The following is a 17,907-nucleotide window of genomic DNA, read 5'->3' as shown; positions in this document are numbered from 1 at the left end:
TCAGACATTGAAAAGGTAGGTCTTAAAATTTATGAAAATAAATCTAAAGAAGAACGTGTTGAATGGACTGAGAATAGGAATATTCGCAGCGATTCTAATCAGTGTTTTCATTTTTAACAACCGACAACTTCAAGTATTCGCATATACAGAAGGATATGTTAAAGATGACACTCCGGTAATGGCAGCTGAGGTAAAAGCAGCTACCGAACCAAAGACTGAAGAAGTTGCTTTTGTCGAGCAACCGATGCCAACCCAGGCTTACAGTAGTGTAGAGACACAGGAAACCGCAAAATTGGCAGCTACAGCTACGGTTGTAAATGTTGATGTTGGTGATACTGCAGTTTGGGATGCGCTTGCAGCTTGTGAATCAGGCGGCAACTGGGCGACAAATACTGGTAATGGTTACTACGGCGGAGTTCAATTCTCTTTAGCAACATGGCAATCAGTGGCACCGCGAGTTGGCGTTTATGACGCATACCCGCACTTAGCATCTAAAGAAGATCAAATAAAAGCAGCGACTTGGTTGCAACAAAATTCTGGATGGGGCCAATGGCCGGCATGCAGTGCCAAGTTAGGCTTATTATAAAACTGAATAAGAAAATAAAAAACGCAACTCCTCAGGAGTTGCGTTTTTACTATTCAGAGATATGTAAGATTTCATACACACTACCTTGTATTGTTTGTGGCGGAAGTTCCTGATAGAAGTAGAACTCGCTATACTGCCACTTATCGGGATTATATGTAAGTATTTTTCCAAAACAATTTTCGTTCGGATAAGTAAAATTTGGTTTTTTCATTGATGTAGTTGGGACGATAGGATGTTCAACTTCTAAAACATATTTGGCATTTGCTAAGTTATTAGTAATATCAACTGTAATTGGAACGGCAATATTAATAGTAGTCCAGTAAAATGAATTAAGGATATTATCAAAATAGCCATCGAAGATAAACTTATTCATCCCTTCTTGGTTTTCCCAAAGATAAAGCGGAGCATATTGTTTATTATGTTCGTTTTCAGATATGAGATAAGCTTTGAAAATCAAGTCCTGAAACCCATCGGTTTTCATACCGTTGAGTTGCACCCGTTTGCGGATGATATCCATATCATAATCATTTGGTAATTTGATTTTATATTGCATAGTAATCATATTATTGCCACCTCTATTTCAATATTTTGCGGATAAACCCAAGTTTGTTGCGATATGGTGGATACTGGATATCGAACTCAATTTTTTTGCTGGCATCAACAATTGATTTTTGATGTGAGAAAGTTTCAAAGCTATAGAAGCCATGATAACGGCCGCTACCAGAAGCTTTTATACCGCCGAATGGCAATTGGGCGTTGCTGACTTGTGCTAACACATCATTGACACAACCACCGCCAAATTGTAAACCATGCATGAAGCGATCAGCAACAGCTTCACTTTCAGTAAACACATATGTTGCCAGCGGCGCATCTTTATCTTGAAGCACGCGGATGACTTCGCTTGGTTCGCGGAAAGTTAGGATTGGTAATAATGGTCCAAAAATTTCTTCCTGCATAACCGGATCATCCCAAGTAATATGGTCCATAATCGTTGGTCCGATATAACGTTTTTCCCGATCGTAGTAACCACCAAGGATAACTTTGTCAGGATCAACTAGATTCATGATGCGGGTGAAATGTTTGTCATTGATAATCCGCGCATAGTCGGGATTATCAATTGGATCAATCGTATACATTTTTTGAATTGCCGCATAGAGCGCTTTTACAAATTGGGTTTTTATTGTCTCATCTACATAAATGTAATCAGGCGCAATACAAGTTTGACCGGCGGCAAGGAATTTACCCCAGGCAATCCGTTTGGCAGCTTTTTGAATATCAGCATCGCGGCAGACAATAACCGGTGATTTTCCGCCAAGCTCTAAAACATATGGTGCCATTTGTTCAATTGCGGCATGAGCCACAAGTTGACCAACGCGCTTGCTGCCGGTAAAGAAGAAGAAATCAAAGTTTTGTTTGAGTAAACCGTGAACAACAGCAGCATCGCCCTGAATAACACTAATATATGAAGACACAAAAGTTTCGTTAATAATAGTTTCAATAATTTGTGCTGTTGCCGGAGTGAGTTCCGAAGGCTTGATAATAGCAGTGTTACCGGCAGCCATTGCTCCCAGCAACGGTTCCATTATCAACTGAAATGGATAATTGTAAGCACCGATTATCAATGTCGTGCCATAAGGCTCATAATATACCGTTGCTGTGCTGCCCATTTGATAAATTGGCGTCCGCACGCGTTCTGGCTTCGCCCAAGTTTCAAGATGTTTAATGGCATAAGAAATTGAGTTCAGCACAAACCCAACCTCAGTAGTATATGCCTCAACCCGACCCTTACCGAGGTCCTGCTCAAGCGCTAATAGTATTTCTTCCTCATGCGCTTGGATGCTCGAATGCAAGTTCTCTAAAGCATCAAGTCGGTAATTGAGGTTTTTAGTAATGTGGGTGTTAAAAAAATCGCGTTGATTTTGTACTAGTGTAGGTACGTGAATCATAGTTTTTAGACTCCTTTCGAATCATCAATCATTCTACTTCTATTATATAGCATCTGAGTGAAAAAAGAAAACAAAAGCGCAGTGATTTAGCCGGACTCACTGCGCTTTTGTCAATCTTCTGCTGTCGAATATTTGGCTGACAAGCCCGGCAGAAATATGATATAATAATGAAAGTATACAGCACGCTTTTGCGTGTGTTTTTAGAGAGGGTTTAAGTAATGGCAAAAGTGGAAAACTATGATGCTTCTAGTATTCAGGTGTTAGAAGGTCTTGAAGCGGTCCGTAAACGGCCGGGGATGTATATTGGTTCAACTGACAGTCGCGGATTGCATCACCTGGTGTATGAAATTGTTGATAACTCTATTGATGAGGCATTAGCAGGTTTTGGTACGGAGATAAAAGTAATTATTCATAAGGATAATAGTATTACCGTTATTGACCATGGGCGCGGTGTGCCGACCGGAATGCACGAAACCGGGAAGTCAACACCGGAGGTTATTTTTACCGTGTTGCACGCCGGTGGTAAGTTCGGTCAAGGCGGCTATAAAACCAGTGGTGGTTTGCATGGTGTTGGTTCATCAGTTGTTAATGCTTTATCTGAATATATGGAAGTAGAAATTCGCCGTGATGGTGTCATTTCATATATCCGATTTGAAAATGGCGGACATACTGCAGTACCGCTTGAAACACGTGGTAAGTGTGCGAAAAGCGATACCGGAACAATCACCCGTTTTAAACCGGATGCGTCAATGTTCTCAACCACTGATTTTAACTTTCAGCTGATTGCAGAACGTTTGCGGGAGTCGGCATTTTTAATCTCAGGATTGAAAATGATCATTATTGATGAGCGTCAGGATAAGGAAGAAATTTTCCAATATGAAAATGGATTGGAGTCTTTTGTTGACTTCTTAAAACAAGATAAAGGTATTATTGGCTCAATTTATACGATGACCGGGGAATCATCAACAATTGAAGTTGATTTCGCCTGTGCCTTCAGCGACGGCTATAACGAAACCTTTTTATCGTTTGTTAACAACGTGCGGACTCGTGATGGCGGAACGCATGAAACCGGAGCGAAGAGTGCGATTACTAAAGTAGTGAATGATTACGCCCGCAAGTATGCTTTGATTAAAGAGAAGGATAAAAACTTAGAAGGTGCCGATGTCCGCGAGGGGATTATTGGTATTGTATCGGTTCGGATTCCTGAGGAATTATTGCAATTTGAGAGTCAAACTAAGTCGAAGCTTGGTACGCCGCAGGCACGTGGTGCCGTTGATGCGGTTATCAATGAGAAGTTGATGTTTGTGCTTGAAGAGAATAAGGAGTTGGCAACTTCGATTGTTAAGAAGGCACAGAAAGCGCAAATGGCCCGTGAGGCAGCGCGTAAAGCGCGCGAGGACATTCGTTTAGGGAAGCAAAAAGGGAAGAAGGATGCGCTGCTTTCCGGGAAGCTGACACCGGCGCAATCGAAAGATAAAACCAAGAATGAGTTGTTCTTGGTCGAAGGGGATTCAGCCGGCGGGAGTGCCAAACAAGGGCGCGACCGGAAGTTTCAGGCAATTCTGCCGTTGCGCGGGAAGGTGGTTAACACCGAGCGGGCAAAGCTTGCTGATGCGATGAAGAATGAAGAAATTAATACAATTATCCATACTATTGGTGCCGGACTTGGTGCGGACTTTAATCTTGCTAATTGTAATTACGACAAGATTATCATTATGACCGATGCCGATACTGATGGTGCCCATATTCAAACATTATTGCTGACCTTTTTCTTCCGCTATATGCGAGAACTAGTAGAGGCTGAAAAAGTATATTTGGCTTTACCGCCTTTATATAAGGTAAGCAAAGGTATTGGTAAAAAGGAAGTTATTGAATATGCATGGACTGATGAAGATTTAAGTGGTGCGATTGAAAAAATCGGTCGCGGTTATACGATTCAGCGCTATAAAGGTCTTGGTGAGATGAATGCTGATCAGCTTTGGGATACAACCATGAATCCAGAAACGCGAGTGCTTATCCAAGTAGGTATTGATGATGCCACTGATGCTGATAAAAATGTTAGTATCTTGATGGGCGACAAGGTTGAACCGCGTCGCGACTGGATCGAAAACAATGTTGATTTTACTATTGATGATAACTTTGAGATTAATTAATTTTTATGGAGAAAGCCGGGTAATGAACGGCACCTAAGGCGCCGCTCATTACCAAAAATTTGCAGTGGGGATTTATATATAATGGAGGATTTTCTATGCAAACTTTTAAACGTAACACTTCAATTTGGAATACAGTAAGGCTAGTTGCTAATTATGGTATTCTGCCCGGTGGTATTATTGGTTTTGCGCTATGGTCACTAGTGTTTAAGGAAAACAGTTGGATACTTTTGATTGGCTTAATAGCTATTTTCTGGATAGTTTCAGGATTTGTGCTGTTATGGCTATTTAATCGCAGCAAGTTAAATTATTTCTCAGTATCGGATACAGAATTAATTATTGGTGATAAAGAGAATAAGCACTACAATTTTGAACAGTATCGTGTGCAGCCAGTTTGGAAGCAACAATATGTTCAATATCATAGAAGTGGTAGGATGTTACGGATGTTGGTGTTAAGAATTACCGATATAAGCAGTAGCCAGACTTTTGATTATGATGTACCTTGGGATGAATTTAATGATGTTCAGCTTATGTGTCAGCTAATTGCCCAAGCCAGCGGGACAACTATTATTGAAGAGCAAGTAAACTAACTTAAAATAGGTGGTTAATAAAGATGAGTACAGAAACTAAAATATTGCGCGAGACGCTTGAATCGATTATGGGTGAGCGTTTTGGGCGCTACTCAAAATATATAATCCAGGATCGGGCGTTACCGGATGCACGAGATGGTTTGAAGCCGGTGCAACGGCGTATTTTGTATGCCATGTATAAAGAAGGGAACACCAGTGAAAAGGCATTTCGTAAGTCGGCGAAGACGGTTGGGAATGTCATCGGGAACTATCACCCGCATGGGGATTCTTCAGTATATGAAGCGATGGTGCGTTTAAGTCAGGATTGGAAGATGCGTCAGCTCTTAGTTGAGATGCACGGGAATAACGGTTCGGTTGATGGCGATGGCGCGGCAGCGATGCGGTATACCGAAGCGCGTTTATCGAAGATTTCCGGGGAACTCTTACGTGATATTGAGAAGCAAACCGTTGATTTTGTGCCTAACTTTGATGATTCAATCAATGAACCGACGGTATTGCCGGCACGATATCCCAATTTGCTTGTCAATGGTTCAACCGGAATTTCAGCGGGGTATGCGACTGATATTCCGCCGCATAACTTGCATGAGATTATTGATGCGACGATTTATCGTTTAAAACATCCATCAGCAAAACTTGAAAAACTGATGGAATTTGTACAAGGTCCGGACTTTCCGACTGGTGCTATTGTTCAAGGTATAGAAGGTATTGAGCAAGCATTTCGTACCGGCCGCGGCCGCGTGATTATCCGTTCAAAACTGGAAGTCATTCCCGGAACCAAAAAACAAATTATTGTTACCGAAATTCCTTATGAAGTAAATAAGGCCAATTTAGTGCGTCGTATTGATGAAATCTGCGCCGCTAAAACGTTAGATGGTTTTATTGAAGTTCGTGATGAATCAGACCGCCAAGGACTGCGAATTGCCCTTGATTTAAAGAAGGATGCCGATCACGAATTAATCCTGAATTATCTTTATAAAAATACCGACTTACAAAAAGCATACAACTACAATATGGTAGCCATTGCTCATGGTCGCCCTGAGACAATGGGTCTGATTCCTTTGCTTGATGCCTATATTAATCATCAAATTGATGTGGTGACTCGCCGCTCAAACTATGATTTACGGATTGCTAAAGACCGCCAGCACATTGTTGAAGGTTTAATTAAGGCAATTTCTATTTTAGATGAAGTTATTGCAACTATCCGTGCTTCAAAAGACCGCAAAGATGCGATTGAAAACTTGATTGCTAAATACGAGTTTACCAATCGCCAAGCGGAAGCAATTGTACAGTTGCAATTATATCGTTTAACTAATACTGATATTGTTTCTTTGGAAGCTGAACATAAAGAATTAGATGAAAAAATTCTTTTCTTAAAATCTTTATTGGAAGATGAGGCAGAATTGCGTAAAGAAGTGGTTCGTGAGTTAAAGGAAACCAAAGATTCGTTTCCGGCACCGCGTTTATCACGTATTGAGCATGAGGTTACAGAGATTAAACTTTCTACAGAGGCATTGATTAGTAAACGCGAGGGTATCGTTACAATGACACGTGAAGGCTATGTTAAGTTTACTACTCAGCGTTCATTTGCAGCCAGCAATCAAGAAGATTATGGCTTAAAAGCCGGCGATCACTTGATTGGTCAATTCCAAATGGAGAACCAACAAGTGTTACTGGCATTTACCAGCGGCGGGAACTATCTCTATATTCCGGTGCATATTTTGCCGGAAATCCGTTGGAAAGATATCGGTCAGCACATTAATAACTTGATTCAATATAACACGAATGAAAAAATTATTGCCGTCTTTGCAGCTGATGAATTAAGTGACCAGCAAATTGTCACCACCGTATCTAAAAACGGAATGATAAAATCAAGCTTGCTCAGTGATTTTGCTTTACAACGCTATTCACGGGCAACTGCTGCCATGACCCTAAAAGGCGATGATGAAGTAACCACGGTATTAATGGGTACTGAACAATCACAATTTGTCTTAATGTCAAAAGCCGGCTACATGATTGTCTTTAGCCAAGCTGAAGTACCGGTTGTAAAAGTAAAAGCTGCCGGTGTAAAAGCTATGAAACTTGGTGCTGATGACCAAGTAGCGACGGCAGTTGCAACCAACAGCGGTGACCAATTTATTTTAGTCACCGGGCGGGCAACCGCTAAACGTTTGGCAGTTGACGAACTGGAATACACCGGACGGTATAAAAAAGGCTATATGTGTCTGAACCGGGTAAAACAAAACCCATATGAAATTATCTCGGCATTTATTTATGACAATGAAAGTAATATGGTGCTCTTTAACCAAGAAGAACAAGTGGCAACCTTTGCTTGCCGCGAAGTGAAAAAACAAGGACTTGAAACCGGTGGCATGAGCATCCACGATGGCGACATTGATGCGGTCTATCTTGAAGCAGCCACCCGGATCATTGAAAAAAACACTGATAAACCAAAACCGACAAAAGCATTGCTTGATGATGTTGACAGCATCTTAGAGTCATTGCAGCAGTCATTGACCAAGGAACCAAACCCCGAGGCGAAACCGGTGACCGAACCGGCACCGATTTCACCCAAAGCTTCATCAGTAACAAAACAACCGGAACCAGAACCAGAACAGGCTGAAGAGGAGGACCCGAAAGTATTTACTATTGATGACTTCCTGGACGATGATTTCGAATAGCAAAAGGTAGGTTAGGATATGATAAAAGTTGGCAAGCGACTCGCAACTACACTTATTGCAACCGGCATTACGGCACTTATTTTAAGTGCCTTTTTGTCACTGCTGACAATTGCCGAAAATATCTTTTTCACCTATCCCTTATTGCTGCTCGGCTTACCGCTCGCCGGCGTCGCTCTGCTGGCACTTTACAACCAGTTCGGTCGTAACGCCGGCCTTGGTAACTTGTTGTTGCTCAGCAGTTACCGGGCGCATGATCAAGTGCCGATGCGCATGTCAGTGCTAGCGCCGCTGGCAACAATTGTCAGCCATTTTTTCGGTGCCTCAGTTGGGCGCGAAGGGATTGGCTTACAAGTTGGCGGTTCATTGTTTTCCGGAATTGCCGGGAAACTCGGGCTCGATGAGGAGTCGCGCCGGATTTTGCTATTAAGCGGTGTGAGTGCCGGTTTTTCAATTATATTTGGCACACCATTAACCGGTATTGTCTTTGGCTTTGAGTTTATCGGCTGGCGCGAATATAAGTGGCAGTCAGCGGTGTATAGCGTGATTGCCGCATTTCTTGGTGTATGGGTTACTCAATTACTGGGTATTACTCATGCACATTTCCAACCGTTAATTGCTGATGACTTTTCTTTGGCAACTATCTTTAAAATCATGCTTATTGGCGTAGCCGTTGGAGTTGGTGCCCGACTATTTATCCTACTAGTACGTGCCTGCAAGCGTGGTTACAAGCAACTGTTCCAAAATCCATATATCCGCATTGCTGTTGCCGGCAGTGTAGTAGCGTTGGTTGCGTTGTTGTTACAAACTGTGCGCTACCAAGGGCTCGGTCTGGATTTAATCAGTGATGCCTTTATTGGGCAGACCTCTTTGTTTGATGGCATTGCCAAGATTGTTACTACCGGACTTTCAATTGGCGGCGGTTTTTACGGTGGCGAGGTGACGCCGCTTTTTGCAATGGGAGCGTCACTGGGATCAGCAATAGCGGTTTTCTTTGGTTTATCGCCATTGCTCGGTGCATCAATTGGCTACGTCGGTTTATTTTCCGGAGCTGCCCGGGCGCCATTGACAGGCATCGTGCTTGGTTTTGAACTATTTGGCTGGCAGGGGCTGTTGTTTTACGCAATTGTTTGCGGCCTTGCGGTACTTATTACCGGCAAACGTCATATTTATACTGATTTATCTATTTAGGGAAAGTTGAAACCTGTGCGCACCTCGGTGCGTACAGGTTTTTCTTGATAAAAGGTACTTGATTGTGGTAAAATATAGTACGTTCGAAATAAATTTTGAAAAATTGAGTATTGTGGGGGTACAAAATGAGTAAAAAATTAACAGCGATGCTTTTAGCAATCGTTTTATTTGTTGGTGGCTTTGTAGCTATCCAAAATCCGGTAGCAGCAGGAACTGATACCGTAGTAATTATTCCCGATGCAGGATTAAAAGCAGCTTTAAACCGGGCAGTGGGGCAAGCAGATGATGCTGATATTACTGATACGCAAATGGAAACAATTAAGTATTTGCAGGTAATAGCATCAAACAATTTAACGATTGCCGACTTTACCGGCATTGAATATGCAATTAACTTAGAAAGTATTTATATTACAGGTGGTTTGACGGCAAGTGATATCACACCGATTACTTTACTGCCGAAACTGAATACTTTAACGCTAAGCGGAAATAATTTGGAAACTTTACCAGATATGAATGGGATGACAAGTCTAACTAGCTTAAGTTTATATACACCAATTTCAAGTGATGAATTTACTAAATTTAATCAATTACCGAATCTACGGTACGCATCATTTGAAAGTAATATGAAAATCACCAGTATTGCAGCATTGGCAGAACTGCCTAATTTAGACACATTGCGTTGTCAAACTTGTGGTATTAGTGATTTTACGGTGATTAATCAGTTTCCTAAATTAATTAGTTTGGCTGCTTACGGTCAAAATACTGGGCGCTATAATGCGCCGGTAGAACTTACAGCAACCGAACTGCAATATGATGAAGCAGCAGGGACTATTTTCTTTCCGTTCTCAATGATGCCTGATCGGCTGACAAATTTTGATGGCGAGCAATCACCATTTACAACTTCAAATTCAGCCAGCAACACTTATTTTGATTTCAATGGTGTGCAACTGCCATCAAGTCGCTTATCAATAGATAGCAGCGGTATTACTGTAACCGGCGTGACTCGTGAGGAATTTGATGGCATTGATACCTTTGAATACAATGCCCGCTATACTTGGTCAGCTGGTCAATATGCCGAACCTCCGGGATTCAGCTTCTATTCATTAACCGGTGGTACCTATCTGCAAATCTTTAATGTTGACCACAGTTTAGCAATTACTGCCGATCCGGAAATCACTTATTCAGTTGATGCTGCTAAGAGCGAAGCCGAGTTTCTCAGTGATGTCCATGCAACAACTAATGATGGTTCACCAATAACCTCGGATTTTGCAACTGCAGTGAACCTGAATGTTCCTGGTCGCTATATAGTTACCCTAAATGCGCAAAATACTTTGGGCGTACAAGCTGATCCAGTACAAGTGGTCGTTATTGTTACCGATAATACACCAATAAATCCACCAACTGACAATAATAACGATACTACAAGTAATAACAACAATCCTGACTTACCGGTTACCGGCCAAGAATTTGCCGCGCCAGTATTAGTTGGACTACTGATTATTACTGCCGCAGCCGGACTTTTATATATGAGAAGAAAATAAGCTATTCCGGTGTCTCCAATCCGAAGAGACACCGGAATATTTTTTTATTAACAAAAGGTTTGCATTTCAAAGTAATTAGTGTATAATAAAAATAATTCTATCGGAGTGAGGTGCAGCAGGTGTTTAATTCAATACAATCGTATGAGCTTATTAAAAAGCTGTGCTCATTTTATGGTAAACAGAAAAAAGCGGTTTTGGAAAACAAAGCAATTATCGGGAAGTATGAATATGTTTTGGCGCAGTTTGTCCATTTACAGCTTTTCTTTATTCAGCAGACAACAATTGTCAGCGGAAAACTCAATGAATCCAAGCGGCGTTTTTTAAATAGTCAGACATTGCAAAAACTGCTTTCGCGTATTAGCGTTCGTCCTCGCGGCGACGATGATACGCTTGTGGTTTTCGTCAATATCGATCAAGTACTTTTCATTGTTTGGGAACTCACTAAAAAGGATCGCTATGCTAAGGAAGGCGACATCGTTCGCGGGCCGCCGCATCATTTCTATTCGCGTTAATTTAAATTTGAATAGGAGTGTTTTTCGATGAAGGGAATTCGCATCGGACAGTATGAAATTGAGAAGCCAATTGTACAAGGCGGAATGGGTCTTGGCATCAGTTGGGATAGTTTAGCAGGAAATGTTTCGGCTAATGGCGGTTTAGGCACCATTAGCTCAGTAGGAACCGGCTATTATCAAGAAGGCCGTTTTGCAAAGAAGTTAGTAAAGGGACGTCCCTTTGATACTGAGAACTTATACAATGCTGAGGCATTGAAAGAGATATTTAAAAATGCCCGTAAAATTTGCGGTGATAAACCGCTTGCTTGCAATATCTTGCGCGCTATCAATGATTACGACCGCGTTGTCGGCGATGCTATCGCTGCCGGTGCCAACATCATTGTGACCGGCGCCGGATTGCCGTTAAACCTGGCAACCCTTGTTGCCGACCATCCGCAAGTAGAGATTGTGCCAATCGTTTCCAGCGACCGCGCCCTCAAAATTATCTGTAGTCGCTGGCAACGTGCCGGGCGCCTGCCTGGTGCGGTTATCGTTGAGGGTCCATTGAGCGGTGGTCATCAAGGTGCAAAAATGGAAGAGTTGGAATTACCAGAACATCAACTGGAAGCAATTTTACCGCCAATTGTTGAAGAGCGTGATAAATGGGGCGATTTCCCGATTATTGTTGCCGGCGGTGTTTGGGACAATGATGATATAAAACGATTGATGGCACTTGGTGCTGATGCGGTTCAATTAGGAACCCGATTTGCAGCAACTTATGAAAGTGATGCTAGCCAAGGCTTTAAAGATGTATTGTTGAATGCCACCAACGATGACATTATTTATGTCAAATCACCAGTAGGCTATCCTGGTCGGGCAGTACGTACACCACTGACAACTGATTTACAGCCGAATCCAAAGATTCAATGCATCAGTAACTGTGTACAACCATGTGATAAAGCTAAGGGAGCCCGCCAAGTTGGTTTCTGTATCGCCGATAGTTTGGCTGATGCCCAAGCCGGCAAGTACGAAACCGGCCTGTTCTTTACCGGTGCCAATGGTTACCGCGTTGATAAACTTTATCATGTTGATGAACTTATTAATGAGTTAATGGGTGAATAAATAATGATGCGATTTGCGGCAACCCGCAAATCGCATTTTTTTCTTGAATCATTGCATAAAAAGTGGTACTATCTAGGGGTATAAAAGGAGGGATTTCGAAATGAATCCAGGACAAGAACAATTCTTTAATTTTATTATGGGCTTTGTAGCACCGGGCAATGAGGAAAAAGCAAAAATTTTGTTGGAAGACTGTTTTGCCGCTCAAAATGACGGTACCTTCAGCGCAGAGTTTCTAGAAGCAATTTCGCCAAAAATCTTGGCACTGCTTAAAGAAGAGCATAAAGCTGAGGTGAAAGCAATCATGGACCAATTTGGTTCAGGACATGTTTCAAAATAAAAAAAGCAACCTTGAAAGGTTGCTTTTTTTATTCCTGTAATTCGCTCCACTCAGTCATAAGCTTATCAAGCTTGATTTCTAAATCATCTAATTGTTCGAGCAAGGCGGCACTGTTGCGGGCATCGTGGTAATTCTCCGGCAGCAACTGTGCGGCTTTTACTTCCTCAATTTCTTGTTCAGTATCATGAATTTCAGTTTCTATTTTTGTAAGGGTGTAGATGGATACTTTCTTTTTTGTCGGCGGTGGGGTTGGCGCGGCAGCGACAACTTCAACCGCTTTTTCTTTTTGAGCAGGAACTTCCACAACAGCTTCTTGCTGTTGTGCCTGTTTCTCCAAATAGTAATCATAGTCACCGATATAGATTTGCCAGCCATCTTCGGTAATTTCAACGATTTGGGTGGCAACGCGGTTAATGAAGTAGCGGTCATGGGATACAAAAAGCTGAGTGCCTTCGTAGTCGATTAAGGCATCCTCCAAGGTTGATTTGCTGTTTAAGTCCAAATGGTTGGTAGGTTCATCAAGTATTAAGGTGTTTGCTTTTTGCAGCAATAGTTTTGCTAGTGCCAAGCGACTTTTTTCACCACCAGATAAGCTTTTCACTTTCTTGAAACAATCTTCACCATGGAAGAGGAAAAGACCCAGAGTACCACGGATATCTTTTTCATCCATAAGCGGATGCGCATCCCAAAGTTCGTTTAAGACGGTTTTGTTGGCAACCATTTGCTGATGTTCCTGGTCATAGTAACCAAGTTCAACATTAGCACCATATTTTATTTCACCGCTAATCAGCGGCAGAATGCCAACGATGGTTTTAAGGAAGGTTGATTTACCAATCCCGTTACGGCCGATAAAGGCGATACTATCACCGCAATGAACTTGAAATTCATCAACCGAGAAGAGGGTAGTGCCATCAACACCGACTTTAATGTTGTTAAACCCGAGTACATCTTTTCCGCTTTGCTTTTCAACATCAAATTCAATGCGGCGCATTGTTTTCAAAATTGACGGTCGATCAAGGCGATCCATTTTTTCCAGTTTTTTACGACGGCTTTGGGCACGTTTAGTTGTTGAGGCTCGAACTAAGTTGCGAGCAATAAATTCTTCCAGCTTTTTAATATCAGTTTGTTGTTTTTGATATTCTTTGACTTGCTGCTCAAAGCGTGCTTCTTTTTCAATAGTATAGGCGGTATAGTTGCCGACAAAACGATTGATTTTATGGTTTTCAATTTCATAGACATATTGTGCCAGGCGATCGAGAAAGTAGCGGTCATGGGAAACAATCAAGATTGCCCCGCGATAGCCACGTAAATAATTTTCCAGCCAGTCCAATGTAGCAATATCCAAGTGGTTGGTAGGTTCATCAAGCAACAGAATATCCGGTTCAGCAAGCAATAGCTTCGCTAATGCCAAACGTGTTTTCTGACCACCACTGAGGGTATCAATTAATTTATCGTAATCAGCTTCAAAAAAACCAAACCCGTGTAAGATTGAGCGAATTTTAGCTTCATATTGATAACCGCCTTTTTGTTCAAATTCTTCACGCAGGCGTTCATATTGATGAGCAACTTTGTCGAGTTTATCAGCATCACTGTAAACGGCTTCGTCACTCATTTGTAAAGCAATCTGGTGCAATTGTGCTTCAATAACGCGCAGTTGCTCAAAAACACTATAGGCTTCCTGCCAGATAGTATTGGTCAGCACCAAACCTTCTTCTTGGGCTAAATAGCCTAAAGTGGTGTTTTTGGCTTGTGATATAGTACCGCTGGTATAACTTTCCAAGCCGGCTAATATTCGCAGCAGTGTTGATTTTCCGGCGCCGTTGGCACCAACCAAGGCGATGCGTTCGCCGTCCTGGAGTTCCAATTGGATGTCTTCAATGATGACATCGGTCCCTATTGCTTTTGTCAGTTTGCTTGTTGAGAGTACAATCATGTTGCATGCTCCTTTACTTAATGCCTTAATAATAGCACAAAATACATGGTTTTTAAATGCCTACTTTATTGATTAATAGCTAGATTAGTTGACACTTATATGCTGAATGTCAAGAAAATTGGCATTCAGTTACGGGAGTTTTGAAATATCAGTATTAAATGCAGAAACTGGTGAATAATGTGATACAATAATATGTGAAGTAATCCATTGCTTGGGAAAGAGGAGTGAGGATATGTTTAATTACGTTTTGTTATCGTTGAAAAATTATAAGAAAGCTTATTTAAAAAATGATATTATTTCTGGTATTGTCGTGGCTGCATTAACGATTCCGGTGGCGATGGGGTATGCGCAAGTTGCCGGATTGCCACCGATTTACGGTTTGTATGCTTCATTTTTGCCGATTTTAGGGTATGCAATCTTTGCCAGTTCACCACAGATGATTTTTGGTATTGATGCGACTGCCAGCGCGATTACCGGTTCAATTTTAGTTGCTTTGGGGATAGCGGCCGGTTCAGCGGAAGCGTTGGCATTTGTGCCGATGCTGGCGTTCTTTACCGGGATATTCTTTATCCTGTTTGCCGTGCTTAAAGTAGGGAAGTTTGTTTCCTATGTGTCTAAGCCGGTTATGAGTGGTTTTATCTCAGGTATCAGTTTATCGATTTTAGTTGGTCAGATTCCTAAGATGATGGGTTTGAATGCTGATGGTACGGATTTCTTTGGTAACTTAGCGATTATTGTTGGTCAGTTTTTACAATCAAATTGGATAGGCTTTTCAATGGCAATTGTTTCTGCAATAGTTATCTTATTCTTTAAGAAAAAGTTTCCTAAGATTCCGATGTCATTGATTGTTTTGGTTATCGCGACAATCATTACCGGGGTATTCCAATTGGATCAATATAATATTGTTATTGTTGGGTCAATTCCAAGTGGTTTCCCACAATTTGCAATTCCTGACTTTTTGCATTTTGATAACTGGGTTGGTGCAATCGGCGGTGGGCTGGTTATTACCATTGCATGTTTTGCCGATTCATTATTAACCAGTGAAAGTTTTGCTTTGCAAAATAAATACGAAGTTGATGATAATCGCGAGCTCTTTGCTTTTGGGATGTCAAACTTTGCAGCGGCAATTTCCGGAGTTTCTTCAGTAAGTGCCAGTGTCTCACGGACGGCTGCTAACGTACAATTTAAAGGGAAAACTCAATTAGTATCAATTGTAGCGGCGGCAGTGATTGCTATTGTCTTATTATTCTTAAGCGGTTTCCTGTATTACATGCCACAACCGGTTTTGTCAGCAATTATTTTTGCTGCGCTGGTAGGAGTTATTGATGTGAAATATTTCCTGAGTTTAGCGAAATACGCCAAAGATCAAGCAGCTATCTGGCTGTTGTCAATGGTTGGTGTCTTGATTGTTGGTGTGCTTTTCGGTGTCGGTGTCGGGGTTTTATTATCATTCATTATGATGATTATTAAAGTATTATCTCCAAGCGGCGATGTTCTTGGTCAAATCACTGGTAAAGATCGATATTATAGCTTACGTCGTCATCCGGAAGCAAAAGAAATTCCAGGGGTAATTATTTATCGATACGCCAGTGCATTATATTTTGCTAACAGTGAAGAATTTGCCGATCATATTAAAAAGGCGGTAAAAGATGATACCAAAACCTTTATTTTTGATGCTAGCGCAATGACCGGTGTTGATGTTTCGGCAGCTGAAACACTGGGTAATGTGTTAACCTGGTTGGATGAACACCACATTCAATATTACTTTGTGAAAACGCTAGGAGATTTGGTTGATGATTTCAATGAAAACGAACTGAATTATATTGAAACTGACGGTCACATTGTAGCGACTATTGATGAAGCGCTTAAGCTTATTGCAAAATAGAAGAAAGAAAAAACGAAGCCTTTATAGGGGGCTTCGTTTTTTAAATTATTTATCCAATCCGTTTTTCAGAATATCACCAATAGCGGCAATGCTGCCCAGTGATGATAAAGTTTCGTTTGGCAAGATTAACTTGTTAGCAGGATTCAAGGCCATTTCTTTTAAAGCTTCAACTTGTTTTAAAGCGATAACAACTTCGTTTGTTCCGGAAGTAAGAATCGCAGTATTGACAAGTTCAATTGCTGCGGCATCAGCATCAGCGATTTGGCGGATTGCCAACGCTTTCCCTTCGGCTTCCAGGATTTGCGATTCACGCATACCCTCAGCCATACGGATGTTTGCTTGTTTAGTTGCTTCCGCTTGTAGAATAGCTGCTTGTTTTTCACCTTCGGCACGAGCAATCTGACTTTGTTTGTCCCCTTCAGCTTGAAGGATAACTGCCCGTTTATCACGCTCAGCACGCATTTGTTTTTCCATTGCTTGCTGAATTTCCATTGGCGGGTTAATATTTTTAATCTCAACTGAAAGAATTTTAATTCCGTAAGCATCAGTAATTTCATCAATAACTTGAAGCAATTCACTGTTAATCCGGTCACGACCAGATAAAACATCATCAAGTACTAAGTTACCAATAATATTACGCATGTTGGTAATTGTTGAATAAACAATACCAGCTTGATATTCCTCAATGTTGTAAACAGCATCTTGTGCATTAATAACACGGTAGAAGATAACATTATCAACTGAAATATTAACGTTATCTTTAGTGATTACTGTTTGTGGCGGAATATCCAAAATCTGTTGTTTGGTCGAAATACGACGAACAACACGTTCTGCAAAAGGAATAATGAAATGCCATCCAGGTTGCAGTACTTTTCTAAATTGACCAAAACGTTCTAAAATCATAACGTTACTTGTCGATACGATTTTGATTGACGAGAAGAGGGCAATGAAAAGAATTGCAAAGATGATGACAACTACAATTAATGCTATAAGTCCATTCATAATTGATTAAGCCTCCTAAGCTTCTTTGTGATAAATTTTGATAATAAATTTGTTACCTTCAACAGCGGTAATCTCAACCTCAGTGCCAGCAGCAATAATTGTTGATTCACCATTTTTGATTTGCCAATAAATACCATCAATTTTATGTTGTAATGTATCAGTCAGGTTTTTATTTAAAATAAACCGTTTACCGATGTATGACTGCTCTGGTGTTTGTGCCAAAGCCCGTTGTTCACGTGTCTTCTTATGAATCATTGGATAAAAGATCACCAATAAGATAATCGACACTAGAATAAAGGCAATGATTTCAACAGCCCATCCTAAGTTTAATGCCTCGGCAATTAAAGCAACAATAGCGCCGCCGGCAAAGAAAACAAATAGGAAATTGCTAGTCAATAAGTCTATGAGAACTGCAAGGATAATAATTGCTATCCAAACAAAAAGTAAGCTCATAATAA

At 41.2% G+C, this 17,907-nt stretch carries 15 protein-coding genes; 10 read left to right on the top strand and 5 right to left on the bottom strand.

Translation table 11 applies throughout. The features are described 5' to 3' along the window. Nucleotides 1-31 precede the first annotated feature (31 nt). Nucleotides 32-586: a transglycosylase family protein gene (locus FEZ08_RS12565; protein ID WP_194949997.1), complete on the top strand. Its 555-nt coding sequence runs from the start codon at nucleotides 32-34 to the stop codon at nucleotides 584-586. Nucleotides 587-635: 49 nt separating this feature from the next. Here the strand turns inward: FEZ08_RS12565 and FEZ08_RS07900 are convergent, their stop codons facing one another. Both FEZ08_RS07900 and FEZ08_RS07895 read right to left on the bottom strand, forming a co-directional pair. After that, the gene (locus tag FEZ08_RS07900) at nucleotides 636-1,148 is read right to left on the bottom strand and encodes a DUF4865 family protein (protein ID WP_138191186.1); all 513 of its coding nucleotides are present in this window, start codon (nucleotides 1,146-1,148) and stop codon (nucleotides 636-638) included. Nucleotides 1,149-1,161: 13 nt separating this feature from the next. After that, nucleotides 1,162-2,532 (bottom strand): aldehyde dehydrogenase, encoded by a 1,371-nt coding sequence (locus FEZ08_RS07895; protein ID WP_138191185.1) that lies wholly within the window; start codon nucleotides 2,530-2,532, stop codon nucleotides 1,162-1,164. Nucleotides 2,533-2,750: 218 nt separating this feature from the next. Here FEZ08_RS07895 and parE point away from each other — a divergent pair, with 218 nt between their 5' ends. The 8 genes from parE (at nucleotide 2,751) to FEZ08_RS07855 (ending at nucleotide 12,629) form a co-directional block, all read left to right on the top strand. Next, on the top strand, nucleotides 2,751-4,685 hold the full coding sequence (parE, locus tag FEZ08_RS07890) for a DNA topoisomerase IV subunit B (protein ID WP_138191184.1): 1,935 nt from the start codon (nucleotides 2,751-2,753) through the stop codon (nucleotides 4,683-4,685). 95 nt (nucleotides 4,686-4,780) lie between these two features. Beyond that, entirely contained in the window at nucleotides 4,781-5,272 is a 492-nt protein-coding gene (locus tag FEZ08_RS07885; RefSeq protein WP_138191183.1) for a hypothetical protein, read from the top strand. A gap of 23 nt (nucleotides 5,273-5,295) precedes the next feature. Beyond that, a complete protein-coding gene (gene parC, locus FEZ08_RS07880) occupies nucleotides 5,296-7,950 on the top strand; it encodes a DNA topoisomerase IV subunit A (RefSeq protein WP_138191182.1) in 2,655 nt (884 codons plus the stop codon). Between the two features lie 18 nt (nucleotides 7,951-7,968). Next, a complete protein-coding gene (locus FEZ08_RS07875) occupies nucleotides 7,969-9,138 on the top strand; it encodes a chloride channel protein (protein WP_138191181.1) in 1,170 nt (389 codons plus the stop codon). A gap of 125 nt (nucleotides 9,139-9,263) precedes the next feature. Beyond that, a complete protein-coding gene (locus tag FEZ08_RS07870; RefSeq protein ID WP_138191180.1) occupies nucleotides 9,264-10,679 on the top strand; it encodes a LapB repeat-containing protein in 1,416 nt (471 codons plus the stop codon). A 119-nt stretch (nucleotides 10,680-10,798) separates the two neighbouring features. Continuing rightward, nucleotides 10,799-11,191: a hypothetical protein gene (locus FEZ08_RS07865; RefSeq protein WP_138191179.1), complete on the top strand. Its 393-nt coding sequence runs from the start codon at nucleotides 10,799-10,801 to the stop codon at nucleotides 11,189-11,191. Between the two features lie 27 nt (nucleotides 11,192-11,218). Then, nucleotides 11,219-12,292 carry an NAD(P)H-dependent flavin oxidoreductase gene (locus FEZ08_RS07860; protein WP_138191178.1) on the top strand — a complete coding sequence of 358 codons (1,074 nt, stop codon included), beginning with the start codon at nucleotides 11,219-11,221 and terminating at the stop codon, nucleotides 12,290-12,292. Between the two features lie 100 nt (nucleotides 12,293-12,392). After that, on the top strand, nucleotides 12,393-12,629 hold the full coding sequence (locus FEZ08_RS07855; protein ID WP_138191177.1) for a hypothetical protein: 237 nt from the start codon (nucleotides 12,393-12,395) through the stop codon (nucleotides 12,627-12,629). Nucleotides 12,630-12,657: 28 nt separating this feature from the next. Here FEZ08_RS07855 and FEZ08_RS07850 read toward each other — a convergent pair whose 3' ends face one another. Further along, a complete protein-coding gene (locus tag FEZ08_RS07850) occupies nucleotides 12,658-14,562 on the bottom strand; it encodes an ABC-F family ATP-binding cassette domain-containing protein (protein ID WP_138191176.1) in 1,905 nt (634 codons plus the stop codon). Nucleotides 14,563-14,794: 232 nt separating this feature from the next. Here FEZ08_RS07850 and FEZ08_RS07845 point away from each other — a divergent pair, with 232 nt between their 5' ends. Further along, nucleotides 14,795-16,447, top strand: a complete 1,653-nt coding sequence (locus FEZ08_RS07845) for a SulP family inorganic anion transporter (RefSeq protein ID WP_138191175.1) — start codon at nucleotides 14,795-14,797, stop codon at nucleotides 16,445-16,447. 45 nt (nucleotides 16,448-16,492) lie between these two features. Here the strand turns inward: FEZ08_RS07845 and FEZ08_RS07840 are convergent, their stop codons facing one another. Then, nucleotides 16,493-17,449, bottom strand: a complete 957-nt coding sequence (locus tag FEZ08_RS07840) for an SPFH domain-containing protein (RefSeq protein ID WP_138191174.1) — start codon at nucleotides 17,447-17,449, stop codon at nucleotides 16,493-16,495. A 15-nt stretch (nucleotides 17,450-17,464) separates the two neighbouring features. Continuing rightward, nucleotides 17,465-17,902 (bottom strand): NfeD family protein, encoded by a 438-nt coding sequence (locus FEZ08_RS07835; RefSeq protein WP_138191173.1) that lies wholly within the window; start codon nucleotides 17,900-17,902, stop codon nucleotides 17,465-17,467. Nucleotides 17,903-17,907 lie beyond the last annotated feature (5 nt).

Source organism: Culicoidibacter larvae, assembly GCF_005771635.1.
GTDB lineage: Bacteria > Bacillota_I > Bacilli_A > Culicoidibacterales > Culicoidibacteraceae > Culicoidibacter > Culicoidibacter larvae.
Note: the sequence above shows the minus strand (reverse complement) of the source record. Positions and strands in the feature narration are given on the sequence as shown.